Raw genomic sequence first — 25,763 nt, 5'->3', positions numbered from 1 at the left:
GGATTATTTGCTGCGATCGACCGCGTCTCCGGCGAGATAGCGGGCGAGCGGGTCGATCATCTCCTCCGGGATGCGGCGGGCGATGACCGGCATCGTCGCATGGCTCTTGCGCGCGTCGACCACCGTCTCGTCGCCGCGCCAGTGGCGCAGGCGCTGTGCGATATAGGCGGGGCGCTGACCGGCGAGCACGGGATAGGGCTTGCCGGGCGCGTGGCAGCTGGCGCAGGCCGGAAGCTGGAGCCGGGGCAGGCCCTGCGTCACGATCCGCGCGGCGGCGGCATCGCCCGCGGGCGCTGCGCCGAGGCCGGGCATCGCGGCGAAGCGGCGCGCGGCATCGCGCATCGCTTCGGGCTGCATCCGCATCGCGACCTGCTGCATCACCGCACTGGAGCGGCTGCCATCCGCATAGCCCTGCAGCGCGGCGAGCAGATAGGCGGGGTCCTGTCCGCCGAGCACCGGAATGTCGGGCGCGCCGCGGCCGCGGCCGTCGGTGCCGTGGCAGCCGGTGCAGGTGGCGAGATCGGCGCCGGGGTTCGCCTCGGCGACGAGAGCGTCATATTGCGCCGGCGTCATGCCGGGCAGGCGGCGGACGAAGGCGACCATGCGGCGCACCTCGTCCTGCCGGTCCTGCACCGCCCAGGCGGGCATACCGGTATATTTGACGCCGTGCTGGAGGATCCAGAAGAGCTGCTTGTCGGTCCATTGCCTCGCGTTGACGGCGAGGTCGGGGGCGGGCGGGGTCGCCGCCTGCATGACCGGGGCGGGCTTGATGCCGGGGGCGCCGTGACAGACCGCGCAGGCATTGGCGAAATGGCCGGCGGCGCTGACGAGGCCGCTGCGGTCGGCGGGATCGTCGGGGCTGGTGAAGGCGGCGTGGGTGCGCACTGAATTGCGCATCGTCCAGTGCAGGAACCAGTCGGTGATCGGCCAGTGGCCGCTCGATGCGGCGATGTTGAACACGCCCGACCAGGCGAAGAGCAGCCCGGCGACGGCGAGGCCGACCAGCGTCGCGACCGCGCGCGCCCAGGTGATGCGGATCGTCATGCGATGGCCTCGTTGCGGGTCTGGAGCAGCCGGCCGAGCATCGCCAGCCCGCCGAGCAGATAGGCGACGCCGCCGACGAGCAGCATGACGACGCCGGCGATCTGCTGGTCGATCAGCGCATCGGCGCCGTGGTGGGTGTAGAGGGGGCGGGGCGCGAGGCCGATCAGCGCACCGAGCAGCGTCATGTGCATCGAGGTGACGAGCAGCGCGCCGACCCCGGCGGCACGATGGCGGGGAGCGAGCACCGCTGACCAGAGCAACAGCCCGGCGGCGAGGAAGCTCGCCTGTTCGAGGATCAGCCACGCCGGCTGGTGATCGGCGAGGCGGCGCAGCGCGGGGACATGCCATCCCCAGACGATCACCGCCTCGATCAGCGCGGCGGGCAGCGGTGCGGCGAGCCGCGGCCAGCGCGTCGCCGGGGCCCAGCGGCCATGCTGCACGCCGAATGCGACGAGCGGCGCGGCGATCGCGACGGCGATCATATGCGCCGCCATATGGCCGGTCATGCCCCGGCCGCTCAGCGCCCAGCCGAGCGGTAGCAGCGCGAGGCCGGCGGCGAGGCTGACGCGCTTCACCGGCAGTCGCTCAGCACGATGACCGGCATCGCGGTGAATACCACTGCGACGAAGCTCAGCGCCGACAGCAGCAGCGTTGAATATGCGAGGAAGCGCAGGCGGTCGCTGTCGGTACCCTCGTCATGCGGTGCGGGCGCGCCGGGGGTGCGCGCCTGTTGCCATGCGATCACGCCTGCCGCGGCGATCACCAGCAGCGCCACCAGCGTGCCGATCGCGAAGGCCGTCGGGAAACGCGCCCACATCCCGAGCTTGGCGCAGGACACCGCCGCCCAGAGGTAGGAGAAGAGGAAATGCACCGCCCAGGTCGTCGGCGGCACGATCAGCGTCCACAGCGTGACGTTGAGCCGGCGCGCGCGCCGCAGCCAGCGCCTCACAGCCCCGCCTCCGGGAACAGGCCGATCGTCAGATAGGCGACGAGCGCGGTGAGCGCGAAGAAATGCTGGTAGACGGTGATGTTGCGCAGATCGGCGTCATGCGTCGGCGTCATCCGCCCGGCAAGGCTGCGCGCGAGCGTATAGAGCTGCATGATCGTGCCGATCGCGGCGTGGACGAGCGTCCAGATCACCAGCACCCAGACGATCGCCGGATAGACGTTCGCCTTGGGATCGAGCCCGTCGAGGCAGCGCAGGCCGGTGGCCAGGCTGGCGATCGCCGCCACCGCCCCGGCGACGAGCAACGCCCGTGCCGGCAACACCGCGCCGCGCGCGTGGATGCCGCGGGCGGCGACGGTCGCCGCCCAGCTCGCCAGCGACAGCAGCAGCGTGACGATCGGCCAATAGGCCCCCGGCCCGTCGAAGCCGGCGCCGAAATCGGGGTGGATCGTCCAGTAGAAATAATAGCCGAAGACGAGGCCGGAAAAGGCGGTGGCGTCGGCCATCATCGTGATGAACATCGCCCACCAGCCCGGCGCGGCGGGGCCGGAGATGTAAAGCGGCAGCGTAATGCCATGGCCGATCGGCTTTTCGGGCTTTTCGGGGATTTCGGCGGTGTCCCACAGCCACCACAAGACGCAGGCGAGCGTGACGACGCCGCTGAGCGCCGACAGCAGATACAGGTGATAGGTGGTCAGGATGAACACCGCACCGAGCGCGACCGCGGTCATCATCGGCTTGACGCTCGGCGTGCCGAGGCGGATCACCGACACCGGCTTGGCGTCGAGCACCGAGGTGATGATCGTCTCGCGCCGGCCCTCTTCGGCGTCGGGGAGGAAGAAGCGGCCTTCGTCGACCTTGGCGACGAAATCCTTCTGGTCCCAGATCGGATAGCGGCTCTCGATCAGCGGTACCGAGCGGATGCCCCAATCCTCGTCGTCGGGATGCGCGAGCCATTCGAGCGTGCCAGCGTTCCACGGGTTGCGCGGCGCCTTCTGCCGCGTCGGCGACAGCGCGAGGTCGACGACCAGCACCAGCACACCGGTGGCGAACAGATAGGCGCCCGCGGTCGAGGCGAGGTTGAGCCAGCCGATGTTGAGGTCGGCGGGATAGGTGAAGACGCGTCGTGGCATCCCTTCCAGCCCCGACAGGTGCATCGGGAAGAAGGACAGGTTCACGCCGACGAACATGATCCAGAAGGCGATGCGGCCGAGCCGGTCGGACAGTTTCTTGCCGGTGATGAGCGGCCAGTAAAAATAGAGGCCGCCGAACAACGGCAGCAGGGTGCCGCCGATCAGCACGTAATGCAGGTGCGCGACGATGAAATAGGTGTCGTGCGCCTGCCAGTCGAACGGCGCGATCGCGACCATCACGCCGGTCAGTCCGCCGATCACGAACACCGCGAGGCTGCCACTCGCATAGAGCAAAGGCACCGACCATTTGACCTTGCCCGCCCAGAGCGTCGCGATGAAGGCGAAGATCTGCACGCCGGTGGGGATCGCCACCGCCTCGGAGGCGGCGGAGAAGAAGGCGAGGCTGATCTTGGGCAGGCCGGTCGCGAACATATGGTGGACCCACAGGCCGAACGACAGGAAGGCGGTGCCGACCGCCGCGAGCACGATCCACGGATAGCCGAGCAGGTGACGCTGCGCGAAGGTGGGGATCATCATCGCGAACAGGGCGATCGACGGCAGGAAGACGATATAGACCTCCGGATGGCCGAAGATCCAGAACAGGTGTTGCCACAGCAACGGATCGCCGCCCTTGGCCGCGTCGAAGAACGGCCAGCCGAGCAGCCGCTCCATCTCGAACAGCAGGTCGCCGGCGATCAGCGGCGGGAAGGCGAACAGGATCATCACCGCGACGACGAGGATATACCAGGCGTAGAGCGGCATCAGGTTGAGGCGCATGCCCGGCGGGCGGCATTTGAGCACGCCGACGATCAGCTCGACCGCGGCGGCGACCGACGACACCTCGATGAAGCTGAGGCCGAGCATCCAGATGTCGGCGCCGAGCCCGCTGAGATCGGTCCGCGTGGTCAGCGGCGGGTACATGAACCAGCCGCCGTCGGGCGCGGCGTTGAAGAAGATCGAGCCGCCGACGAAGACGCCGCCGAGCAGGAAGCTCCAATAGCCGAACGCCGACAGGCGCGGGAAGGGCAGGTCGCGCGCGCCGAGCAGCTGCGGCAGCAGGATGATCGACACCGCCTCGAACATCGGTACGGCGAACAGGAACATCATCATCGAGCCGTGCAGCGTGAACAGCTGGTTGAACGTGTTCGCCGAGACGAGATCGTTGTCCGGCACCGCCAGCTGCGTGCGCATGACGAGCGCGAGCACGCCGGCGAACAGCATGAAGCCGAAGGCGGTCAGCGTGTACCAGACGCCGATGCGGTTGTTGTTGACGTCGGTCCAGCGGAAGAACCAGCCCGAGGGCGGCTTCCACACCGCGCGCAGCCGCTCTTCCTGGGCCGCGCGGAGCTGCGGATCGTCTTGCGCGTGGAGGCTCATTTCAGGCCCTGGAGATAGCGGGCGATGGCGATGGCCTCACCGTGCGAGAGTTGCGGGAAGGCGGGCATGCGCACGCCGGGCTTGGTGGCTTCGGGATGGCGGATGAAGCGCGCGACATTGGCGGTCGTCATCGGCAGGATGCCGGCGGCGAGCGTCTCGCGCGCACCGAAATGCGTGAGGTCGGGGCCGATGCCGCGCGCGCTGCCGCTGCCGACGACGTGGCAGGCGGTGCAACCGTTGGCGGCGAACAGCCGTGCGCCGGGATCTGCGGCGGTGGCAACAGCGGCGGCGGGGCGGCGCTGCGCGGCGAGCCAGGCGTCGAACGCCGCGGGCTCCATCGCGACGACGTCGAGCGCCATCAGCGCGTGGCTGAGCCCGCAGAATTCGGCGCACTGGCCGCGATAGCGCCCGGCCTTGTCGGCACGGACGACGAGCGTGTTGGTGCGGCCGGGGATCATGTCCATCTTGCCGCCCAGCCCCGGAATCCAGAAGCTGTGGACGACGTCGGCGGCGGTCAGGCGGAAGGCGACGGTGCGGCCGACGGGGATGCGCACCTCGTTCGCGGTCTCGACCGCGCCGCCACCGGGCGGGCGATAGGTGACGCGCCACCAGAATTGCTCGCCCTCGACCGCGATCCGCATGTCGGCGGGGCCGACCGGGCGTGGTTTCATATAAGGCAGCGAATAGACCAGCAGGCCGAGCAGCACGACGGTCGGGATCACTCCGCCGAGCCAGAGGACGACGCGCATCCCCTTTTGATGCGTCAGCGCGCCTTCCCGCGCCCGCACCGCATGGCGCATCAGGAGCGCGAGCCCCGTCGCGATGACGACGGCGCCGACCAGCATCAACAGGAACAGCCGCCGTATGTCGACGGCGTCGGCACCGAATGGCGCCAACGTCGATTGATGCATGTTGCATCCGGCCAGCGCGATCGCCGTGGCGATCGCAGCTCCTGACTTTACCCCCCGCATGCGCGCTCAACGCGGCAGGTCCGTTTCGGTTCGTTCAGATATCGTAAGGAAAGATTGCTCGGTCCGGATGGGCCTTCATTTCGTTACGCCGCATCGTCCTTCTTGATCACGCTGATCTCGCCATCGCCTTCCATGATGACGTGATGGACAAGCTCGAGATCCTCGACGCCCTCTTCCCGCAGCTGCTGCATCAGCTCCTCTCGGTTCATCAAGGCCTTGCGCATGTTGGCACGATTGAGTTTCCCGTCCTCGACCAGCACCATCGGGGGAGCGGCGGTGAGGAAGGCGAGCGGCTTGAAGTGGTAGCTTGCCCAATTGAGGACCCAGCTCCAGAACAGGATCGTCAGAACGAAGACGGCGCTCTCGGTGATCGACTGCGCGTCGCCGCTGAATGCCGGCTGCGCGCCATCGACGACCGCCACGACGACCAGGATGTCGGCGATATTGACCTGTCCGCCCTCCCGCTTCAGCAGGAAGCGCATCACCAGGAACAGGAAGAGGTACATGATCGTGCCGCGCGCGATCACCTCCCATAGCGACAGCTCGGGTTTGAACATCGACGACCAGTCGGGCATGCGCACCTCTCGGTCGAGTGAACGCGCCGAGCAGCGCATAGGCTCTATTTCAATATGTTGCCGTATCCGGCGTCGGACGCTGGGGCGATGTGTTCGCGAGCCGCTCCAACGGGAGCGAATGTCCCGCCGGGGTCGATCCGGTCAGCTGCGGGTCGAGTTCGCCGGCGTTGATCGCAGCTTCGAACGCATCGAGCATCGCCGGAAGCGCTTCGGCCTGCCAGAACGTGACCGACTGCCCGCCGATGACCATAGGCTGGCCGTCGGGACGCATCGGCGTGAACGCCACGCGTCCGGCGCCGTCGGCGGCGAGCCACCGCCCGCCGGCCGGTGCGGACGGGTTCGTGTCAAACGCGGTTCGCGCCTGACGCAGATCGGTGAGCAACGCCGATCGCTCCGCCTTGGCGTCGACCGGATCAGCGGCGGCCGCGGCAACGGAACCGACCGCGGCGGCCGTGTTATCAACGATATCTTTCAGCGACATATCCTGGCTCCAGCGCGGCGGACGAGATCACGCGCGGGGCCTCAACAGTCCATCGGCGACATCGGCCCCTGCGGGCTCAAAATTATCACGCAATATGAAGGCGATACGTCGCTGGGATGCTGAGACACGAAGAGCCCCGGACACATGGTCCGGGGCTCCGTGAGGCAACAGTCTGAAACGGATCAGAAGTGGCCGATGATCCCCAACGAGGGGCGGACCGTCTCGAAATTCCCGGTCGTGGCGACTTCGGCGCGGAAGCGCACGCCCTCCTTCTTCACGAGACCGTCGAGCCCGATCGCCTTGGGCCCGAACTCGCCGCCGACGCCGTAGGAGATGCGGCCGAAGTCGGGGCTGTTGTTGCCGTAGCGATCGAAGTTCACCCAGCGATAGCCGACCTTGCCATAGACCAGCCCGGTTTCACCTGCACGCACGCCGGCGCGGCCGTGGACGCCATATTCCCAGTCGATGTCGCCGCTGAAGCCTTTGGCGGCATTGCCTTCGACACCGACGAAGAAGGAACCGAGCGGCACGTTCACGCCCGCGACGCCTTCGACGAGGCCGCCCTTCAGGCGATCGCCGGGCGCCGAGAAGGGAATGCCGTGGCCCGGGTTGCTCTCGAAACCTTCGTACACGCCGGTCACGCCGACATACGGATCGATCCCGAAGGCGCGCGAACCGTCGGACGTCGTGTCCTGGGCAAAGGCTGCGGCGGGGATCAGGAACGCGGCACTGGCCGCTGCGAGAAGCAGCTTCTTCATATCAATCACCTTGTAAGCGGCAGGCGAAACACAGCCTGTCAGGTGATGAAACCGCCGTCCTTCGATGCGTATCCGACCGCCGCAAACGGCACGGAGAGCGTGTTGCAATGCGGCAACAGCCTCTTGAAAGGCACTTCAAGGATACTATTGCTGGCCCTTACCGTTGGTCGCTTAAGTTCGGGTGTCATACCTCGCTGGATCAGAGAATAACCGACAGAAGCAGTCGGGGACAAGCTCGCGCGCACGTCGCGCCTCGCCGCCGTCATTGTCGTGGAGGAGCGTAGCGGCAAGGATATGAAAAGCTCTGCATCCAGTCGATGCGCCGCGCGATCTGCTTCAAGGCAGGGCTGCCGAAGAAGATGACCGTCGCCGGCTTCCGTCACGGCAGGATCGCGAAGGTCCGGTCGGTAAGCGCCGATGTGTTACCGATCTCCAGTGACGCAACGCTCGACGTCACGTGGATCGGCCGCAAGGCGACCGCTGACAACGCTTACAAAATGCCGCGGCGCGCCGCGCGCACGTCATCAAAATCGGGAAGATTTGTCGGAAATCGTATCGGAACATGTCGAATAGACATGCCTCAGCCGCTGTCGAAAACTTCGGTTATTTGCGGCGGAAGGGGTGGTGGACGCACTTGGGCTCGAACCAAGGACCCGCTGATTAAGAGTCAGCTGCTCTACCAACTGAGCTATGCGTCCATGACTTGGCCTGTTGTTGGCGCTTTGGAGAGGCGCCGGCCCCGTCGGGAGGCGGCCAATTAGCAGTCGTGCCGCAGGTTGCAAACCCTTTTTTGCACCTGCGGCATTTTTTGTCTCACCAGCGTACCGCACGCCGGTTTTGCCGGTCGATCGACATCAGAACGCCGATGCAGAGCAGGACGGTCATCTGCGCGGAACTGCCGAAACTGACGAGGGGCAGGGGGATGCCGACCACCGGCGCGAGGCCCATCACCATCGCGAGATTAATCGCGACGTAGAAGAAGATCGTCGTCGCCAGCCCGGCGGCGGTGAGGCGCGCGAAGCGGGTGGTGGCGTGCTGGCCGACATTGACCCCCCAGCGCACCACCAGGATGAAGGCGAGGATCAGCAGGCAGCCGCCGACCAGTCCCCATTCCTCCGCCATCGTCGCGAAGACAAAGTCGGTGTGGCCTTCGGGGAGATAATCGAGATGGCTCTGCGTCCCGTTGAGGAAGCCCTTGCCCCAGATCCCGCCCGAGCCGATCGCGATCTTCGACTGGCTGATGTGATAGCCGGTGCGCAACGGGTCGCTCTCGGGATCGAGGAAGATCAGCACGCGGTTGCGCTGATAATCGTGCAGCACGTAGTTGAAGGCGATCGGCGCGGCGACCGCCAGGGCCAATGCGCCGCCGATGAACAGCCGCATCGGTACGCCCGCCAGGAACATGACGACGACGCCGCCGCCGCAGACCATCAAGGCGGTGCCGAGATCGGGCTGTTTGGCGATCAGCGCGGCGGGGATGCCGACCAGCAGCGCGGCGGGCCAGATCGCGCCGAACCGCCGCGTCTCGTTGGGCGGCAGCATGTCGTAAAAGCGCGCGCAGGCGAGCACGATCACTGGCTTCATGAATTCGGAAGGTTGTAGCTTGATGCCGACGTCGAGCCAGCGCTGGCTGCCGCCGCGCACCGCGCCGACCAGCTCGACCAGCACCAGCGCGACGACGATCACGACATAAGCGGGCAGCGCCGACGCCTTCCAGATCCGCTCGGGGACGTAGGAGATGCCGAGCGCCGCGCCGAGCAGCACGAAGAAGCGGATACCCTGCGAGAGCGCCCAAGGCTGGAGCGAGCCGCCGGCGGCGGAATAGAGCACGATCTGGCCGAACGCACCGATCGCCACCACCAGAAGGATGACGCGCCACGGCTGGCGGGCGATGGGATCGGGGACGATACGGCTGCGGGTCATGGTTCGCTTCGTTCGGTCGTGCCGTCTTCGGCGACGGTGTTGCCGACCGGACCGGGCGTGGCAAGCGCCGCCTGGGTCTGGTTGGCGAGATCGGTCGCCGCCTCCACCGCATCGGAATCGCTCGGCACGGTCGCGTCGGTCTTGGTGGCGTTGGCGGCGGGCGGTGGCGATTGTGCGGCGCGATAGGCGGCGGCCTGCGCCGTCATGCGCGTGCCGATGTCGCCGCCCCAGGTCGGCTCGACGTCGGCGAGGCTCTTCATCGCGCGGTCGCGATCGAACAGATAGGTCATGATGTCGCGGCCGATCATCGGCGTATCGAGGTTGCGGACGGTGTGGCCATTGTGTTCGAGCACCACCGCGATCGCGTAGCGCGGGTTGTCGGCGGGGGCGAAGCCGACGAACAGCGCGTGGTCGCGCATCTTGAAGGGCAATTGACCGTTCTTGATCACGCCGGTGCTGCGCCGTTCCGCCATGGTGATGCGGCGGACCTGCGCGGTGCCGGTCTTGCCGGCGATGGCGACGCCAGGCACCAGCATCCGCGCGGCGGCACCGGTCCCGCCCTGATTGATCACGCCGTACATCGCATCGCGGACGATCGCGAGATGGTCCGAGGCGACGGGAAGGGCGGGCGCGTCGAGGTGGACGTGGTTGGCGAGCAGACTCGGTTGCAACGTCCGCCCGGAGGCGATGCGCGCCGCCATCACCGCGAGCTGGAGCGGGTTGGCGAGCACATAGCCCTGGCCGATCGACGCGTTGAGGCCGTCGGCGACGGTCCAATTGTGCTTGTACTTGCGCAGCTTCCACTCGGAATCCGGCACCGTGCCATAGCGCTGCGTGGCGATCGGCAGATCGAACTTCTGGCCGAGCCCAACCATCCGGGCGATGGGCGCGATCTTGTCATAGCCGAGCCGGCGGATCATCTCGTAGAAATAGATGTCGCAGCTCTGCTCGATCGCGCCCTTGAGGTCGAGCGGGCCATGGCCGCCCTTCTTGTGGCAGTGGAAGATGCCGGTGCCGACGCGCAAGGCGCCCGAGCAGACGATGCGGTCGTGCGCGCCGACGCCCGCGGCGAGCAAGGCGAGGCCGTTCATCGGCTTCACCGTCGACCCCGGCGGATACAGACCCTGCGTCACCTTGTTCATCAGCGGCACGTGGTCGTCGTCGGACAGCATCTTCCATTCGAGATGGCTGATCCCGTCGGAGAAGCTGTTGGGGTCGTAGGCGGGCATCGACACCATCGCCAGCATCTCGCCGGTGCGGCAGTCCATCACCACCGTCGAACCCGAATTGGTGCCGAGCCGGCGCGCGGCATATTCCTGCAAGCCGGCATCGATCGTCAGCCGCTGCGTCTTGCCCGGCACGTCGGCGCGGGTCGGCAATTCCGCGACGACCTTGCCGCGCGCGGTGACCTCGACGCGCTTGGCGCCCGGCGTACCGCGCAATTGCGTCTCGAGCTGCTTTTCCAGCCCGTCCTTGCCGAGCTTGAAGCCGGGGGTGACGAGCAGCGGGTCGCGCGTCTTCTTGAACTGTTCGGCGTTGGCGGCACCGACATAGCCGGTGAGATGCGCGACCGCGGCACCGGCGGGATAGGCGCGCGCGAAGCCGCGGGTCGGCGCGACGCCGGGCAATTCGGGCTGGCGCAGGCTGATCGCGGCGAACCGGTCCCAGCTGATGTTCTCGGCGACTTGGACAGGCTGGAAGCCGGCCGCGCCCTTGAGGTCGATCCTGATCCGCTCGACGTCGTCCGGGGTCAGATCGAGCAGCCGCGTGAGCAGCCCGAGCACGCGGTCGCGACCGGCGTCGCCGCCTTCGAGGCGATCCGGGATGATGTCGATCCGGAAGTCGGTGCGGTTGTTGGCGATCGGCGCGCCGTGGCGGTCGATGATCCAGCCGCGGCGCGGCGGGATCATCGTCAGATTGACGCGGTTGCTCTCGGCGAGAAGGTTGTATTTCTCGTTCTGCGCGATCGCGAGCCAGCCCATCCGCGCGGCGAGCAGCACGCCGACCCCCGCCTGTGCGGTGCCGAGCAGCCAGGCGCGGCGCGAGAAGCTGTACGTCTGCATCGCCTCGGTGACGATGCGGGGCGAGCGGCGGATCATGCCGCCGGTCCGCGCTTGCGGTCGATCCAGGCGACGAAGCGGACCGAGAGGGGGAAGAGCATCACCGCGATCATGATCTGCGCCAATAGCACGGGATCGACGTGCGCGCCGAGCGGAAGCGCGATCCAGCGCCCGACGGTGAGGCAGAAGGCGAGCGCGCCGCTGGCGATCAGCCAGTCCTGCCAGAAGTCGCGGAACACCAGTCGCTGCTCGATGAGATCGATGGCGATGAAGCAGAGCGACCAGAGCAGCACCGCAGAACCGAGCGGCTGGCCGCTGACGAGATCGTCGAACAGGCCGAGCGGCGCCGCGGCCCAGGGGCGCAGCGCGAAGCGCGCGAGCAGCCGCCAGGTCAGCAGCATCAGCAGCCCCAGCGGCGGCACCAGCGCGAGGCTGGCGACGACCGGCAGCACCGCGGTGAGCGCCGAGCCGCCGAGGACGCTCATCCACGGCACCGCCCGCGCCCGGCCGGGCGGCAGCGGCGGTTCGAAGGGCCGATAGTCGATCGTGGAGCGGGACATGGGCGTCACCCCGCTCAACGGGCTGGCGCGGGCGCGGACGGCGTCGCGGGAGGGGCGGCGGCACGCGGCGGCGGGGGCGGCGGCAGCGGCATGAACGGCCGTTCGACCAACGCGAAATCGAGCGAGTCCGGCGCGGCGAACGGAATGGCGAGGACGCTGTCCGACCCCGTCGCCTCGACCTGCGCGACGGGTACGCCCGGCGCGTAGAGGCCGCCGGTGCCCGAGGTGACGAACATGTCGCCGGCGGCGAAGCGGACGTTGGCGGCGTTGACCGAGCGGATGTCGACGCGGCCGTCGCCGCGGCCGGCGGCGATCGCCGGCATGCCGTCGCGGGTGCGGCGTACCGGCACCAGGCTGTCGGGATCGGTGATCAGCAGCACGCGCGCGGCGAACGGCCCGGATTCAAGCACGCGGCCGACCAGCCCTTCGGGACCGCGGACGGGCATGCCCGGGGTGACGCCCTGCACCCGCCCGGCGTCGAGCAAGGCGAAGCGCCGGCCGCTCGATGCGGTCGAGGCGACGAGCCGCGCCGCGACGACCGGTTCGGGCGTGCGGTCGCGTACCCTGAGCAGCGCGCGCAGGCGGCGGTTGTCATAGGCGATGACCCGCGCCTTGGTGAGCAGCGCGCGATGGCGCTTGGCCTCGGCGCGGAGCGTGGCATTCTCGCCGTGGACGTGGAACCAGGTGCCGATCGCCTCTGGCACCGACGCGACCGCGTCGACGCCGGCGTCGAGCACGCTGGCGACGGGCGCGGTGACGCTCGCCACCGCCATCCGCGCCGCGCTGAACGCGGGCGGATTGAAGATGGAGGCGGCGAGCAGCGCGGCACCGACCACCGCGCCCGCCACTGCGAGCACGTAGCCGAAGAACGTACTATACTGCCGTCGCCGCGAGAAACCCGTGCGACGGTCGCGGGCAGGCGCCATGCGCCGATGTCCCCCCGTCTCGTGTGAAAGAACGTTCGCGGCTTAGCCGGTCTGCAGCACGCCGCGGAACATCGGATCCTCGAGCGCGCGGCCGGTGCCGAGCGCGACGCAGGTCAGCGGGTCCTCGGCGACGGTGACCGGCAGGCCGGTCTCGTCGCGCAGCACCTCGTCCAGCCCCTCGAGCAGCGCGCCGCCGCCGGTGAGCACGATGCCCTGGTCGACGATGTCGGCGGCGAGTTCGGGTGCGGTATTCTCGAGCGCGACGCGGACGCCCTCGACGATCGTCGCGACCGGCTCGCTCAGCGCCTCGGCGATCTGGCCCTGGTTGATCTGGATCTCCTTGGGCACGCCGTTGACGAGATCGCGGCCCTTGACGAAGATGATCTTGCCGATGCCGTCGGCGGGCGGTCGCGCGATGCCGACCTCCTGCTTGATCCGCTCGGCGGTGGCCTCGCCGATCAGCAGATTGTGGTTGCGGCGGACGTAGCTGACGATCGCCTCGTCCATCTTGTCGCCGCCGACGCGGACCGAGGTGGTATAGGCGAGGCCGCGCAGCGACAGCACCGCGACCTCGGTGGTGCCGCCGCCGATGTCGACGACCATCGAGCCGATCGGCTCGGTGACGGGCATGTCGGCGCCGATCGCCGCCGCCATCGGCTCCTCGATTAGATAGACCTGGCTCGCGCCCGCGTTCGACGCGGCGTCGCGGATCGCGCGACGCTCGACCTTGGTCGAACCCGACGGCACGCAGATCACGATCTCGGGCCAGCGCGCGAACTTGCGCGGTCCGTGCACCTTGCGGATGAAATGCTTGATCATCTCTTCGGCCACGTCGATGTCGGCGATGACGCCGTCGCGCAGCGGCCGGATCGCCTCGATCGAGCCCGGCGTCTTGCCCATCATCAGCTTGGCGTCGTCGCCGACCGCCTTCACCCGGCGCACGCCGTTGATCGTCTCGACCGCGACCACCGACGGCTCGTTGAGCACGATGCCGCGGCCGCGGACGTAGACCAGCGTGTTCGCGGTGCCGAGATCGATCGCCATGTCATGGGACATGAATTTGAAGAAGCGAGGAAATGCCATCGAGCGCTAGGTTCCGTATGCGGGACGCGGGAGTTCCAGGAGACCCGCCGCAGACCGTGTCGGTCACGAAGTTCGTCACGTCTGGCGGAGGGGCTCGCGGGATGCGTTCGCTTGGTATAGAGCTTGCGCGGTGTCAATACGCCGTCTGCCTGAACATCTCGTCAACCGTATCGCCGCCGGTGAAGTGGTGGAAAGGCCCGCCAGCGCGTTGAAGGAGCTGGTCGAGAATGCGATCGATGCGGGTGCCCGGCGGATCGCGATAACCCTCTCGGAGGGCGGCCTTTCACGGATCGAGGTGGCCGACGACGGGTGCGGCATGACCCCCGCCGACATGGCACTGGCGCTGGAGCGGCACGCGACGTCGAAACTGCCGGATTCGCTGGTCGGCGACGAGGGCGCGCTCGAAATGGTCGCCACGCTCGGCTTCCGCGGCGAGGCGCTGCCGTCGATCGCCAGCGTCGCGCGGCTGACGATCGAAAGCCGAGTCGCGGGGGGCGAGGGCTGGGCGCGGACGATCGACAATGGTGCGCTGCTCCGCGAGGGGCCGGCCGCGTTGCCGCCGGGGACGCGGGTGATCGTCGAGGCATTGTTCGGCCGGGTGCCGGCGCGGCGCAAGTTCCTGCGCTCGCCGCGCGCGGAATATGCCGCCTGCCTCGATGCGGTGCGGCGGCTGGCGATGGCCCGCTGCGACATCGCCTTCACGCTCGAACACGATGGCCGCCGCGCGCTGGCGGTGACGCAGGCGGAGGAGCGGCCGGAGCGCGTCGCGGCGCTGACCGACCGCGCGCTCGCCGACAATGCGGTGGCGATCGACCTCGAGCGGCCGACGGACGCCGGGCCGCTGGTGCTCGGCGGGGTGGCGAGCATCCCGACCTACAATCGCGGCGTCGCCGATCACCAATATCTGTTCGTCAACGGCCGGCCGGTGCGCGACCGGCTGCTGATGGGCGCGATCCGCGGCGCCTATGCCGAGATGCTGCCGCGCGACCGCCATGCGGTGGTGGCGCTGTTCCTCGACGTGCCGGCGAGCGAGGTCGACGTCAACGTCCACCCCGCCAAGACCGAGGTGCGCTTTCGCGATCCCGCCATGGTGCGCGGACTGATCGTGTCGGGGCTGCGGCGGGCGCTGGATGCCGCCGGGCATCGCAGCGTGCAGCGGCCGAGCGCGGATGCGCTGGCGATGTGGCAGCCCGAAAGCCCCGCTCCTCCTGCGGAGGGGCGAGCTTGGGGGCTGCCGGAGACGGTCGGTATCGGTGAGGTGTCTGCGGCCCTCGACGCCGCGTCGCGCGGGACGGGGCTTTACGGGGGTGTGCGCGACTATCGGCCGACCTTCTTCACCGCGCCGCCGGCCGCGCGGGCCGAACCCGCCTGGGCGCCGCCGCCGCAAACCGCGTCGCATCCGCTCGGGGTCGCGCGCGGGCAGGTCGCCAAGACCTATATCGTCGCCGAAGCGGAGGACGGGCTGGTGCTGGTCGACCAGCATGCCGCGCACGAACGGCTGGTGCTCGAGCGGATGCGCGCCGCGCTCGCCGGCGGGCGGGTCGCTTCGCAGGCGCTGCTGCTTCCCGAGGTGGTCGAGCTGGAGGAGCCCGCCTGCGACCGGCTCGAGGCGCGGGCCGCAGAACTCGCCGAACTCGGCCTCGACCTCGAACGGTTCGGGCCGACCGCGATGCTGGTGCGCGCGACGCCGGCGCTGCTCGGTCAGGCCGACCCGACCGGGCTGGTCACCGACCTCGCCGACGAACTCGCCGCCTTCGATCAGGCGCTATCGCTGCGCGAGCGGCTCGACGCGGTGGCGGGGACGATGGCCTGCCACGGCTCGGTGCGCGCCGGCCGGGTGCTCGGCGTGACCGAGATGAACGCGCTGCTCCGCGAGATGGAGGCTACGCCGCACTCTGGCCAATGCAACCATGGTCGTCCGACCTGGGTGAAGCTGGCGCATGGCGATATTGAAAAACTGTTCGGCCGCCGGTGAGCGAGTCCTCGAACAGCCAGGCCTCCGCCGCGGCGCGCTCGGAGAAATAGCCGACGCCTTCGCGGCCCGGCTCGGGCAGGCGGCGCATCTGCTGGCGCGACAGCGACATGCCGACGACGAACGCCATGCGGCGCGAGCGCAGCGTGGGATCGCGCGTCATCGCCATGAACGCCTCGACGACCTCGCGGCTCTGGATGCGCATTCCCGATGCATCGGTCAGCGTCAGATGCTGGTTGGGACCGCAATGCAGCAGCTCGAGCGCATCGCGATAGGACTCGCGGAACGCCGCGACGTCTTCCACCAGGAAGAACCCCGCCGAGGTGACGGTAACGAGATGCCGGACGGGGTCGACGGCGATGCTGAAACGGGCTGGCATGAATCAGTCCATAATGGTCTAGGTCTTTCGCGTGTGTTAACGCGTTGATTAGCACTGACCATTCTGCCGCGGCTGGGAATGCTGCCGTCGGCGTCCGATACCATGAAAAAAGCCGCCCGGATCGCTCCGGACGGCCTCTTTGTCTTCGGGCAGGCAAACGCGGGGCTCAGCCCTGCGCCGGTGCCTCCTCCGCGGTGTCGGCCTGCACTTCGGCAGTCGCGCCCGGCTCGGCGTTGGGATCGTAATCCTCGACGAAGCCGGCTTCGTCGCGCTCGAACATCGACGACATCACGTCGACGCCCGATGCCTGCATCTCGGCCTCTTCCGGCGAGCGGGCGACGTTGACCTTGACGGTCACGGTGACCTCGGGGTGCAGCGCGACGCGCACGGTGTACAGGCCGATCGACTTGATCGGCTTGTCCAGCACCACCTGGCTCTTGGTGACCTTGTGGCCGTCGGCGACGAGCGCCTCGATCAGATCGCGAACCGCGACCGAACCGTAGAGCTGGCCGGTGTTCGACGCCTGACGGATCAGGGTGACGCTCGCGTCCTTGAACGAACCCGCTTCCTTCTCGGCCTCGCCGCGACGGTTGGCGTTGTCGCTCTCGATGCGGGCGCGGTTCGCCTCGAACACCTTGCGGTTGGCTTCGTTGGCGCGCAGCGCCTTCTTGTTCGGCAGCAGGAAGTTGCGGGCGAACCCGTCCTTGACCTTCACCACGTCGCCGATGGCGCCGAGCTTCTCGACGCGCTCAAGCAGAATGACGTCCATGTGTCCGTTCCTTACTTAACGACGTAGGGCAGCAGGCCCAGGTGGCGGGCGCGCTTGATCGCCTGGGCGAGCTCGCGCTGCTTCTTGGCGCTCACCGAGGTGATGCGCGACGGCACGATCTTGCCACGCTCGGACACGAAGCCCTGGAGCAGACGGACGTCCTTATAGTCGATCCGCGGCGCATCCTTGGCGCTGAACGGGCACGACTTGCGGCGGCGGAAAAACGGGCGAGCCATTATGCGGCCTCCTCTTCACGGTCACGACGGGGGGCACGGTCCGGACGATCGCCACGATCACCACGGTCGCCGCGCGGGCCGCCATCACGGCCGCCTTCGCGGTCGCCACGACGCTCACGATCGCGCTCCTGCTTGCGCATCATCACGGTCGGACCGTCTTCCAGCGCATCGACCTTGACGGTCATGTAGCGGATGACGTCTTCGTTGATCTGCGTCTGGCGCTCCAGCTCGGCGATCACGGTGCCGGGGGCATCGATCTCGAGCATGACGTAATGCGCCTTGCGGTTCTTGGCGATGCGATACGCGAGGCTGCGCAGGCCCCAGGTCTCGGTCTTGACGACCTTGCCGCCATTGTCTTCGATGATCTTGGTGGCGGTTTCCGCCAGCGCGTCCACCTGCGCCTGTGCCAGATCCTGGCGCGCAAGGAACGTGTGCTCGTACAGAGCCATGCCTTGTCCTTCGTTGGCCGATCGCTGACGCCGCCCCATGCGACGCCCCTCCGACTGTCGTCTCAAACATAAAAACCGGGGCGGAGAGACTGGCTCTCCACCCCGGGTATCGATGCTCATACGCCTTGCGGGCGAAAAGGCAAGCCTTGGCGCTTAGCGGAACGAGCGCTCGATCACCCGCACGACGGTGCCGTTGTCGCGGACGAGCACCGCGTCGTTACCCGAGCGCGCCCAATACTGGCCGCGCGGCGGGGCGGCGAGGCGATAGGTGCGATAGTCGCGGACGACGCGATAGTTGGTCGCATAGCGGCGATCGAAGCGCTGGCCGGCGCGCCAGGCGCGCGGCCCGTTGTTGCGGACGGTGGTGCGCTGGGTGACGACGGTGCGGCCGTTCGGACGCTCCTTGACGGTGGTGACGGTGCGCTCGCGCTGCACGGGGGCGGCGTCGGCGGCGGCGACCGCCAGCGGGCTGGCGACGAGGGTCGCGGCGATCGCGCTCAGGATCAGCTTCTTCATTGTAATCACTCCCATTTGCATACCGGCGCCGTGTCCGGCGTCGATACGAGAGATAGGGGCGACTTGTCGCACACCTCTCTCGTCGATCCCGGAAAACGGTCGCAAGGTGTCGCAACTCCGGGAGGTTCGTTCAGGTTGCGTGAGGGCCGCAGCGGTCCTAGTGGCGCGCTCCTGTTGTTCAGAGGAGACGCGCGATGCGGGCATTCATCTTTCCCGGCCAGGGCAGCCAGGCGGTCGGCATGGGCAAGGCGCTGGCCGAGGCGAGCCCGGTCGCGCGCGAGGTGTTCGGCGAGGTCGACGAGGCGCTCGGCCAGCATCTGTTCCGGCTGATGGCCGAGGGGCCGGGCGAGGACCTGCAGCTCACCGCCAATGCGCAGCCGGCGATCATGGCCAATGCGATCGCCACGCTGCGCGTCGCCGAGCGCGAGGGCGGCCTCCGTCTCGCCGACAAGGCCGACTACGTCGCGGGCCACTCGCTGGGTGAATATGGCGCATTGTGCGCGGCGGGCGCGTTCGACCTCGCCACCACCGCGCGGCTGCTGCGGCTGCGCGGTGAGGCGATGCAGGCGGCGGTGCCGGTCGGCGAGGGGGCGATGGCGGCGCTGCTCGGTGCCGATCTCGCCAAGGCGCAGGCGATCGCCTCCGCCGCCGTCGCGGCGATCGCCGCGGAGGGTGGTGGCGACCTCGTCTGCACCGTCGCCAACGACAACGATCCGTCGCAGGTGGTGATCTCCGGCCACCGCGTCGCGATCGAGCGCGCGGTGGCGCTTGCCAAGGATCATGGCGCCAAGCGCGCGCTGCTGCTGCCGGTGTCGGCGCCGTTCCACTGTCCGCTGATGCAGCCCGCCGCCGAGGCGATGGAGGCCGCGCTCGCCGATGCACGGATCGCCGCGCCGCTGGTGCCGGTATATGCCAATGTCGACGCCGTGCCGATCGCCGACCCCGATGCGATCCGCGCCGCTCTGGTCCGTCAGGTGACGGGCATGGTGCGCTGGCGCGAATCGGTCCTGGCGATGGCCGAAGCGGGGGTGACGCATTTCGTCGAATTCGGCGGCAAGGTCCTCGCCCCGATGGTCAAGCGCATCGCCCCCGACGTCGAGGCGATCAGCGTCGTCACGATGGACGACATCGAGGATTTGCTAAAGAAGGTGTGATGATCGCGGGAGCGGTTCGCGAAAACAGTTTTTTTGCGCGCAGAGGCGCAGAGGACGCAGAGGAAGAAGACGTGCGGGATATCGATGCTATCAGCGGAGATGTCGTCGACGTCGCACTTCGTTTGCATCGCGATCTGGGGCCTGGACTGCTTGAGAGCGTTTACGAAGCCGTGCTTGCCGTGCGGCTGGGCCAGATGGGCTACGCTGTGGTCCGGCAGCAGCCCGTTGACATCGAGTTCGAAGGCGTCCGCATAGGCGGGGCTTTCAAGATGGATCTGTTGGTCGACGGGCGATTGATCGTTGAAGTCAAGTCCGTCGAACGGCTGCTGCCGGTTCATGCCAAACAATTGCTCACCTATCTGCGGTTAACCAAACGGCCCGTCGGGCTGCTGATCAATTTTGGTGGCGAGACGCTCAAGGAAGGCGTGCGGCGTCTCGTAAACAACCACCGCCCCTCTGCGCCCTCTGCGCCTCTGCGCGAAAAATAATTAGCTGTTTTGGAGACTAGAATGTTCGATCTCACAGGCATGACTGCGCTGGTTACCGGCGCTTCGGGGGGTATCGGGTCCGCCATCGCGAAGGCGCTGGCGGGGCAGGGGGCGACGCTGGCGGTGTCGGGGTCCAATGCGGAGAAGCTCGAGGCGTTTCGCGCCGGGCTTGGCGGCGCGCATGTCGCGGTGCCGTGCGACCTGTCGGATGCCGCCGCGGTCGACGCGCTGGTGCCGCAGGCGGTGCAGGCGCTCGGCGGGCGGCTCGACATCCTCGTCAACAACGCCGGCGTGACGCGCGACAATCTGGCGATGCGGATGAAGGACGACGAATGGGATCAGGTGATCCGCGTCAATCTGGAAGCCGCGTTCCGCCTCGTCCGCGCCGCCGCCAAGCCGATGATGAAGCAGCGCTTCGGCCGCGTCGTGTCGATCACCTCGGTGGTCGGGCAGACCGGCAATCCGGGCCAGGCGAATTATGCCGCATCGAAAGCCGGCCTCGTCGGCATGTCGAAGGCGCTGGCGCAGGAGCTGGCCAGCCGCAACATCACGGTCAATTGCGTCGCGCCGGGCTTCATCCGCTCGGCGATGACCGACGTGCTGCCCGAGGCGCAGAAAACCGCGCTGCTGGGGCGGATTCCGGCCGGCGATCTGGGCACCGGCGAGGATATCGGTGCCGCCGTCGTGTACCTCGCCAGCCGCGAAGCCGGATATGTCACCGGCCAGACCTTGCACGTCAACGGCGGCATGGCCATGATCTAGGCGGGTTGGGGCTGATCACAACGATCGACCTTAACAGACGCTTGCCACCCGAACCGCCCCGTTCTACGGGCGTTTGGTAACTGACAAACACCCCCCAAAGCGAAGAGGGACTATACCATGAGCGAGACCGCCGACCGCGTGAAGAAGATCGTCGTCGAGCATCTCGGCGTCGAAGCCGACAAGGTGACCGAGGACGCGAGCTTCATCGACGACCTGGGTGCCGACAGCCTCGACATCGTCGAGCTCGTCATGGCGTTCGAGGAAGAGTTCGGGGTGGAAATCCCTGACGATGCCGCCGAGAAGATCACGACCGTCAAGGACGCGATCACCTATATCGATGAGCACAAGGGCTGAGCCTTCGGCTTGCCCGCGCCCGCTAAGGGCCGGATCTGAACGGCTCCCCGTCCCCGATTGTGAGGGCGGGGGGCCGTTTTTCGTAACAGCCGCCCGCTTCCGTCGGTCGGCGACCTGTTTGGACTGGATGGAGTAAGGGTATGCGGCGCGTTGTCGTAACCGGTTTGGGTCTGGTGACCCCGCTTGGCGCGGACGTCGAAACCGCCTGGGCGAACCTGATCGCGGGCAAGTCGGGCGCCGGCCCGATCACGCGCTTCGACGCGTCGGACCAGAAATGCCTCATCGCCTGCGAGGTCAAGCCGGCGGATCATCCTTACGGCTTCGACCCCGACAAGCGCGTCGACCACAAGGTCCAGCGTCAGGTCGATCCGTTCATCGTCTATGGCATCGATGCCGCCGGCCAAGCGCTCGAGGACGCCGGCCTCACCGAAATGAGCGAGGCGGAGCGGTTCCGCACCGGCTGTTCGATCGGATCGGGCATCGGCGGCCTGCCGGGGATCGAGAGCGAATCGCTCGTCCTCGCCGAAAAGGGGCCGAAGCGCGTCAGCCCGCATTTCGTCCACGGCCGGCTCATCAACCTGATCTCGGGTCAGGTTTCGATCAAATACGGTCTGATGGGGCCGAACCATGCGGTGGTCACCGCCTGTTCGACCGGCGCGCATTCGATCGGCGACGCGGCGCGGATGATCGCGCTCGACGATGCCGACGTGATGCTCGCGGGCGGCGCGGAAAGCACGATCTGTCCGATCGGCATCGCCGGTTTCGCCGCGGCGCGCGCGCTCAACACCAGCTTCAACGACCGGCCCGAACAGGCCAGCCGCCCCTATGACCGCGACCGCGACGGCTTCGTCATGGGCGAGGGCGCGGGTGTCGTCGTGCTCGAGGAATATGAGCACGCCAAGGCGCGTGGCGCGAAAATCTATTGCGAGGTCGTCGGTTACGGCCTGTCGGGCGACGCCTATCACGTCACCGCACCGGAACCCGAGGGATCGGGCGCGTTCCGCTCGATGGAAATGGCGATGAAGCGCTCGGGCCTCGTGCTCGGCGACATCGACTATATCAACGCGCACGGCACCTCGACGATGGCCGACATGATCGAGCTGGGCGCGGTCAAGCGCCTGTTCGGCGATGCGATCGGCGGCCTGTCGATGAGCTCGACCAAATCGGCGATCGGCCATCTGCTCGGCGGTGCCGGCGCGGTGGAGAGCATCTTCTGTATCCTGGCGATGCGCGACCAGATCGTGCCGCCGACGCTCAACCTCGACAATCCGTCGGAAGGTGCGGAGGGCGTCGACCTCGTCCCGCACGTCGCGCGCAAGCGCGAGGTGCGCGCGGTGCTCAACAATTCGTTCGGTTTCGGCGGCACCAACGCCTCGCTGGTGATGAAGGCGATCTGATTCCATGCGCAAGGTCGGTTGCCTCGGTCTGCTGATCGGCCTCGTCGCGATCGTCGCGGCGTTTCTGGTGGTGCAGGGCTGGGGTGGCAGCGGTCCGGCGCCGCGGACGCTGACCGTGCAGGTCGCGGAGGGCAGCAGTCTCGCCTCCGCCGCGCGCGAACTCGAGAAGGCGGGGGCGATCCGCTCGGCCGGGCGCTTCCGCCTGCTCGCCCGCGTGTTCGGTTCGGGCGAGCCGATCAAGGCGGGCGAATATCGCATCCCGGCGCACACCAGCCCGGCCGACATCCTCAAGATGCTGCAGGGCGGCAAGGTGTTGCAGCGGCTGGTGGTGGTGCCGGAGGGCTATCCGTCCGTGCTCGTCCACGACGCGCTGATGAAGGCTGACGGATTGACCGGCGACGTGCCGGTGCCTGCCGAGGGCTCGGTGCTGCCCGACAGCTATGCCTTCCAGCGCGGCGATACCCGCGCGAGCGTGGTGGCGCGGATGCAGACGGCGATGCGCGACTATCTCGCCGCCGCCTGGGCGAAGCGCAAGCCGGGGATCGCGGTGACGACGCCCGAACAGGCGATCATCCTCGCCTCGATCGTCGAGAAGGAGACCGGCAAGCCCGCCGAGCGGCGCACGGTGGCGGCGGTCTATGGCAACCGGTTGCGGCAGGGGATGCCGTTGCAGGCGGATCCGACGGTGATCTATCCGATCACCAAGGGTCGGCCGCTCGGCCGGCGCATCCTGCGCTCGGAGCTGCATGCGAAGAACGGTTATAACACCTATGCCGAAGCGGGTCTGCCCGCCGGGCCGATCGCCAATCCCGGGCGTGCCTCGATCGATGCGGTGCTCGACCCGGCATCGTCGAAGGCGCTATATTTCGTCGCCGACGGCACCGGCGGGCACGTGTTCGCGGACACCTTGGCGCAGCACAACGCCAATGTGCAGAAATGGTATGCGATCCGGCGCCAGCGCGGCGAGATGTAGCGCGGGTCAGCGCGTCGCCCGATCCTCGCGCAGGCGCGCGTCGAGCTTGCGACGTGACGAGGCGGCATAGGCACGGCAGGCGCCGGGTGTCGTGCGGAAGCGATCGGTGGCGCCGTCCTGATCGGCATGCGCGGTGATCAGCAGATCGCACGGCAGGCCCTGCATCACCCCATAGCTCTTGCGAAACCCGGCGACGATCGGGCGGCTCGTAGTGGCGGTGTAGCGATAGCCTTCGCTCGAGACGGGATTGAGGCTGGCGGCGAAGACGATCGTCCTGCACCCTTGGCGCGCGCAGGACCGCCAGCTCCAGCTTGTGCTGCCCATCGTGTGGCCGGGCGTCGCATGCGCGGTCACCGTGGTGCGCCCCAGCGTCAGCCGCTCGCCGTCCCCGATCACCCGCACCGCGGAAACGGCGGGAAAGCGGCTGTCGTAACCGCGCTGCGGATCGTCTGCGGCGAGGCGGCCGGATCGCAGCCCTTCGGCAGCACGGGCGCTGGCGATCACCGTCGCGCCGGTGGCGCGGGCGAGCGCGGCGATGCCGCCGGCATGATCGAAATGCGGCTCGGTGCTAAGGATGTAGCGAATGTCGCGCGGCCGGAAGCCAAGCTTTCTGACATTGGCGAGGATCGCCGGCGCGGCTTGCGGCAGGGCGCCGTCGATCAGGATCAGCCCCTTGCCCGTGTCGATCAGTGCGACGTTGAGGCCGCCGAAGCCCACCAGATAGCTGTCGCCGAACACCCGCACCGGCGGCCGCGGCGCCAGCCATTCGGCGACATGCTCGCCGACGATCGGCCGGGTGAGGGGATCATCCCGCTGCACTGTTGCGGCGGGCGTGGTCTGCGCGGCGAGCATGGCGGCAACGAGGCTGGCGATCATGGACGGGTCTCCTTCGTTCCCGGAATGCCCGTCACGGCAATGCCATACAAACCATCTTCCCTCGTCTTAGCCATGAGGTTTACTCATGGCCGATGGATCGCGCCCAGCTCCCGCTCAACGCTTTGCGCGCCTTCGAGGCGGCGGCACGGCATCTCAATTTCACCCGCGCCGCGAGCGAGTTGTTCGTCAGCCAGGGGGCGGTGAGCCATCAGGTCGCTGCGCTGGAAGAGAGGCTGGGTACGAAGCTGTTCCGGCGCCTGCCGCGCGGACTGGCGCTGACCGACGAGGGGCAGGCGCTGGTCCCGGTCCTCGCCGAGACGTTCGACCGGATCGGCGCCACGCTCGACCGGTTCGAGGGCGGACGCCTGCAACATCCCCTCGCGCTCGGCGTGGTGGGCACGTTCGCCACCGGCTGGCTGCTGCCGCGGCTCGATCGCTTCGCTACTTGTCATCCGCACGTCGATGTCCGCCTGTCGATCAACAACAACCGCGTCGATCTGGCGGGCGAGGGGCTCGACGGCGCGATCCGCTTCGGCGACGGCGCGTGGCACGGCACGCAGGCCGAGCCGTTGCTCGCCGCGCCGCTGACACCGCTTTGCGCGCCGCGCATCGCCGCGCGGTTGCGTGAGCCGGCCGATCTGCTGCGCGAATCTCTGCTGCGGTCGTACCGGACCAGCGAGTGGGAAGGGTGGTTCGCCGATGCGGGGCTGTCGCCGCCGGCGCTGCGTGGGCCGCTGTTCGACAGTTCGGCGGTCATGGCGAGCGCGGCGATGGCGGGGCTGGGCGTCGCGCTGGCGCCGCGCGCGATGTTCCTGCGTGAACTCGCCGCGGAGCAGCTCGTCCAGCCGTTTGCGATCGAGATCGATGCCGGCCGCTACTGGCTGACGCATCTGCTGTCGCGCAAGCCGTCGCCGGCGATGCGCGCGTTCCGGGACTGGCTGGTGACGGAGGCGGGGGACTGATCCCCCCGCCTCCGCCCTGCCGTCAGCGGCGCAGGCCGCTCGCCGCGCGGGCCTTGGCCTCGACCTCGGCCATCGAGCCGCCCGTCACCCAGCTGCCGCCGACGCACAGCACCGGTGCGAACGCCAGCCAGTCGGGCGCGCTCGCTTCGGTGATGCCGCCGGTCGGACAGAAGCGGCACTGATAGAAGGGCGCCGCCAGCGCCTTCAGCGCCTTCAGCCCGCCCGACGTCTCGGCCGGGAAGAACTTGAAATGGGTGAGGCCGAGGTCGAGCCCGCGCATGATGTCGCCCGCGGTCGCGGTGCCGGGCAGATAGGCGACGCCCGCGTCGAGGATCGGCGTGGCGAGCCGCTCGGTGAGCCCCGGCGAGACGATGAATTCGACGCCGGCGTCGATCACCTGCCGTGCCTGGCTCTCGTTCACCACGGTGCCGGCGCCGACGATCGCGCCGGGAACCGTCTTCATCTCGGCGATCGCCTCCATCGCCGCGCCGGTGCGCAGCGTCACCTCGAGCACCTTGAGCCCGCCGGCGACGAGCGCCTCGGCCAGCGGCCGCGCGGTGGCGGCGTCGTCGATCACCAGCACCGGGATGACGGCGCTGGTCTGCATGATGGTGGCGATGTCGGTCATGACGCAGGAGC

Annotated in this window: 28 protein-coding genes and 1 tRNA gene; 8 read left to right on the top strand and 21 right to left on the bottom strand. The window is 68.3% G+C overall.

Translation table 11 applies throughout. The features are described 5' to 3' along the window. Positions 1-3: 3 nt before the first annotated feature. The 14 genes from MC45_RS04465 to MC45_RS04400 form a co-directional block, all read right to left on the bottom strand. Positions 4-1,044, bottom strand: coding sequence for a c-type cytochrome (locus MC45_RS04465; RefSeq protein ID WP_038660048.1), 1,041 nt, complete (start codon positions 1,042-1,044; stop codon positions 4-6). Continuing rightward, positions 1,041-1,619 carry a cytochrome c oxidase assembly protein gene (locus tag MC45_RS04460; protein WP_038660045.1) on the bottom strand — a complete coding sequence of 193 codons (579 nt, stop codon included), beginning with the start codon at positions 1,617-1,619 and terminating at the stop codon, positions 1,041-1,043. Before MC45_RS04460 ends, MC45_RS04465 begins: the two co-directional genes overlap by 4 nt. Continuing rightward, complete coding sequence (locus tag MC45_RS04455) at positions 1,616-1,993, bottom strand: hypothetical protein (protein WP_038660042.1); 378 nt, start codon at positions 1,991-1,993, stop codon at positions 1,616-1,618. Before MC45_RS04455 ends, MC45_RS04460 begins: the two co-directional genes overlap by 4 nt. Then, positions 1,990-4,500, bottom strand: coding sequence for a cytochrome c oxidase subunit I (gene ctaD / locus MC45_RS04450; protein ID WP_038660039.1), 2,511 nt, complete (start codon positions 4,498-4,500; stop codon positions 1,990-1,992). The genes MC45_RS04455 and ctaD overlap by 4 nt, the downstream gene beginning before the upstream one ends. Then, the gene (gene coxB, locus MC45_RS04445; protein ID WP_245640837.1) at positions 4,497-5,411 is read right to left on the bottom strand and encodes a cytochrome c oxidase subunit II; all 915 of its coding nucleotides are present in this window, start codon (positions 5,409-5,411) and stop codon (positions 4,497-4,499) included. Before coxB ends, ctaD begins: the two co-directional genes overlap by 4 nt. A 143-nt stretch (positions 5,412-5,554) precedes the next feature. After that, positions 5,555-6,046 carry a DUF421 domain-containing protein gene (locus tag MC45_RS04440; RefSeq protein ID WP_038660034.1) on the bottom strand — a complete coding sequence of 164 codons (492 nt, stop codon included), beginning with the start codon at positions 6,044-6,046 and terminating at the stop codon, positions 5,555-5,557. Positions 6,047-6,095: 49 nt separating this feature from the next. Next, on the bottom strand, positions 6,096-6,527 hold the full coding sequence (locus MC45_RS04435; RefSeq protein WP_038660031.1) for a hypothetical protein: 432 nt from the start codon (positions 6,525-6,527) through the stop codon (positions 6,096-6,098). A gap of 182 nt (positions 6,528-6,709) precedes the next feature. Then, positions 6,710-7,285 (bottom strand): hypothetical protein, encoded by a 576-nt coding sequence (locus MC45_RS04430; RefSeq protein WP_038660028.1) that lies wholly within the window; start codon positions 7,283-7,285, stop codon positions 6,710-6,712. A gap of 622 nt (positions 7,286-7,907) precedes the next feature. Next, positions 7,908-7,983: transfer RNA gene (locus MC45_RS04425), tRNA-Lys, on the bottom strand. A gap of 115 nt (positions 7,984-8,098) precedes the next feature. Then, entirely contained in the window at positions 8,099-9,208 is a 1,110-nt protein-coding gene (gene rodA, locus MC45_RS04420) for a rod shape-determining protein RodA (protein WP_038660025.1), read from the bottom strand. Next, positions 9,205-11,307 (bottom strand): penicillin-binding protein 2, encoded by a 2,103-nt coding sequence (gene mrdA / locus MC45_RS04415; RefSeq protein WP_179944561.1) that lies wholly within the window; start codon positions 11,305-11,307, stop codon positions 9,205-9,207. The genes rodA and mrdA overlap by 4 nt, the downstream gene beginning before the upstream one ends. After that, the gene (gene mreD, locus MC45_RS04410; RefSeq protein ID WP_038660022.1) at positions 11,304-11,828 is read right to left on the bottom strand and encodes a rod shape-determining protein MreD; all 525 of its coding nucleotides are present in this window, start codon (positions 11,826-11,828) and stop codon (positions 11,304-11,306) included. Before mreD ends, mrdA begins: the two co-directional genes overlap by 4 nt. Before the next feature lie 14 nt (positions 11,829-11,842). Beyond that, positions 11,843-12,754: a rod shape-determining protein MreC gene (locus MC45_RS04405; RefSeq protein WP_038660017.1), complete on the bottom strand. Its 912-nt coding sequence runs from the start codon at positions 12,752-12,754 to the stop codon at positions 11,843-11,845. A gap of 42 nt (positions 12,755-12,796) precedes the next feature. Beyond that, positions 12,797-13,837: a rod shape-determining protein gene (locus tag MC45_RS04400; protein WP_038660014.1), complete on the bottom strand. Its 1,041-nt coding sequence runs from the start codon at positions 13,835-13,837 to the stop codon at positions 12,797-12,799. Positions 13,838-13,967: 130 nt separating this feature from the next. Here MC45_RS04400 and mutL point away from each other — a divergent pair, with 130 nt between their 5' ends. Then, positions 13,968-15,812 carry a DNA mismatch repair endonuclease MutL gene (mutL, locus tag MC45_RS04395; protein ID WP_038660011.1) on the top strand — a complete coding sequence of 615 codons (1,845 nt, stop codon included), beginning with the start codon at positions 13,968-13,970 and terminating at the stop codon, positions 15,810-15,812. Here mutL and MC45_RS04390 read toward each other — a convergent pair. The 5 genes from MC45_RS04390 to MC45_RS04370 all read right to left on the bottom strand — a co-directional run bounded on the left by MC45_RS04390 (position 15,721) and on the right by MC45_RS04370 (position 18,158). Then, complete coding sequence (locus MC45_RS04390; protein WP_038660008.1) at positions 15,721-16,188, bottom strand: hypothetical protein; 468 nt, start codon at positions 16,186-16,188, stop codon at positions 15,721-15,723. The genes mutL and MC45_RS04390 overlap by 92 nt on opposite strands. A 166-nt stretch (positions 16,189-16,354) precedes the next feature. Then, positions 16,355-16,957, bottom strand: a complete 603-nt coding sequence (rplI, locus tag MC45_RS04385; protein WP_038660005.1) for a 50S ribosomal protein L9 — start codon at positions 16,955-16,957, stop codon at positions 16,355-16,357. Between the two features lie 11 nt (positions 16,958-16,968). Then, positions 16,969-17,193, bottom strand: coding sequence for a 30S ribosomal protein S18 (gene rpsR / locus MC45_RS04380; protein WP_007403456.1), 225 nt, complete (start codon positions 17,191-17,193; stop codon positions 16,969-16,971). Further along, positions 17,193-17,642, bottom strand: a complete 450-nt coding sequence (gene rpsF / locus MC45_RS04375; RefSeq protein WP_038660000.1) for a 30S ribosomal protein S6 — start codon at positions 17,640-17,642, stop codon at positions 17,193-17,195. Before rpsF ends, rpsR begins: the two co-directional genes overlap by 1 nt. Before the next feature lie 153 nt (positions 17,643-17,795). Then, on the bottom strand, positions 17,796-18,158 hold the full coding sequence (locus MC45_RS04370; protein ID WP_038659997.1) for an RcnB family protein: 363 nt from the start codon (positions 18,156-18,158) through the stop codon (positions 17,796-17,798). Positions 18,159-18,352: 194 nt separating this feature from the next. Between MC45_RS04370 and fabD the strand changes: the two genes are divergently transcribed. The 6 genes from fabD to mltG all read left to right on the top strand — a co-directional run bounded on the left by fabD (position 18,353) and on the right by mltG (position 23,286). Next, positions 18,353-19,312, top strand: a complete 960-nt coding sequence (fabD, locus tag MC45_RS04365; RefSeq protein WP_038659994.1) for an ACP S-malonyltransferase — start codon at positions 18,353-18,355, stop codon at positions 19,310-19,312. A 71-nt stretch (positions 19,313-19,383) separates the two neighbouring features. Further along, a complete protein-coding gene (locus tag MC45_RS04360; protein ID WP_038666435.1) occupies positions 19,384-19,800 on the top strand; it encodes a GxxExxY protein in 417 nt (138 codons plus the stop codon). A 21-nt stretch (positions 19,801-19,821) separates the two neighbouring features. Next, positions 19,822-20,562 (top strand): 3-oxoacyl-[acyl-carrier-protein] reductase, encoded by a 741-nt coding sequence (fabG, locus tag MC45_RS04355; RefSeq protein WP_038659990.1) that lies wholly within the window; start codon positions 19,822-19,824, stop codon positions 20,560-20,562. A 117-nt stretch (positions 20,563-20,679) separates the two neighbouring features. Then, positions 20,680-20,916, top strand: coding sequence for an acyl carrier protein (locus MC45_RS04350; RefSeq protein ID WP_019515010.1), 237 nt, complete (start codon positions 20,680-20,682; stop codon positions 20,914-20,916). A gap of 140 nt (positions 20,917-21,056) precedes the next feature. Next, the gene (gene fabF / locus MC45_RS04345; protein WP_038659984.1) at positions 21,057-22,313 is read left to right on the top strand and encodes a beta-ketoacyl-ACP synthase II; all 1,257 of its coding nucleotides are present in this window, start codon (positions 21,057-21,059) and stop codon (positions 22,311-22,313) included. 4 nt (positions 22,314-22,317) lie between these two features. Then, a complete protein-coding gene (mltG, locus tag MC45_RS04340) occupies positions 22,318-23,286 on the top strand; it encodes an endolytic transglycosylase MltG (protein ID WP_038659981.1) in 969 nt (322 codons plus the stop codon). A 6-nt stretch (positions 23,287-23,292) separates the two neighbouring features. On the opposite strand, the gene bla is transcribed toward mltG, so the two are convergent. Beyond that, entirely contained in the window at positions 23,293-24,162 is an 870-nt protein-coding gene (bla, locus tag MC45_RS04335) for a subclass B3 metallo-beta-lactamase (RefSeq protein WP_038659978.1), read from the bottom strand. A 92-nt stretch (positions 24,163-24,254) separates the two neighbouring features. Between bla and MC45_RS04330 the strand changes: the two genes are divergently transcribed. Continuing rightward, positions 24,255-25,124, top strand: a complete 870-nt coding sequence (locus MC45_RS04330; RefSeq protein WP_038659975.1) for a LysR family transcriptional regulator — start codon at positions 24,255-24,257, stop codon at positions 25,122-25,124. A gap of 22 nt (positions 25,125-25,146) precedes the next feature. Here the strand turns inward: MC45_RS04330 and eda are convergent, their stop codons facing one another. Continuing rightward, positions 25,147-25,752, bottom strand: a complete 606-nt coding sequence (eda, locus tag MC45_RS04325) for a bifunctional 4-hydroxy-2-oxoglutarate aldolase/2-dehydro-3-deoxy-phosphogluconate aldolase (RefSeq protein WP_038659972.1) — start codon at positions 25,750-25,752, stop codon at positions 25,147-25,149. Positions 25,753-25,763 lie beyond the last annotated feature (11 nt).

The sequence above is a fragment of the Sphingomonas taxi genome (assembly GCF_000764535.1).
Classification (GTDB): domain Bacteria; phylum Pseudomonadota; class Alphaproteobacteria; order Sphingomonadales; family Sphingomonadaceae; genus Sphingomonas; species Sphingomonas taxi.
Note: the sequence above shows the minus strand (reverse complement) of the source record. Positions and strands in the feature narration are given on the sequence as shown.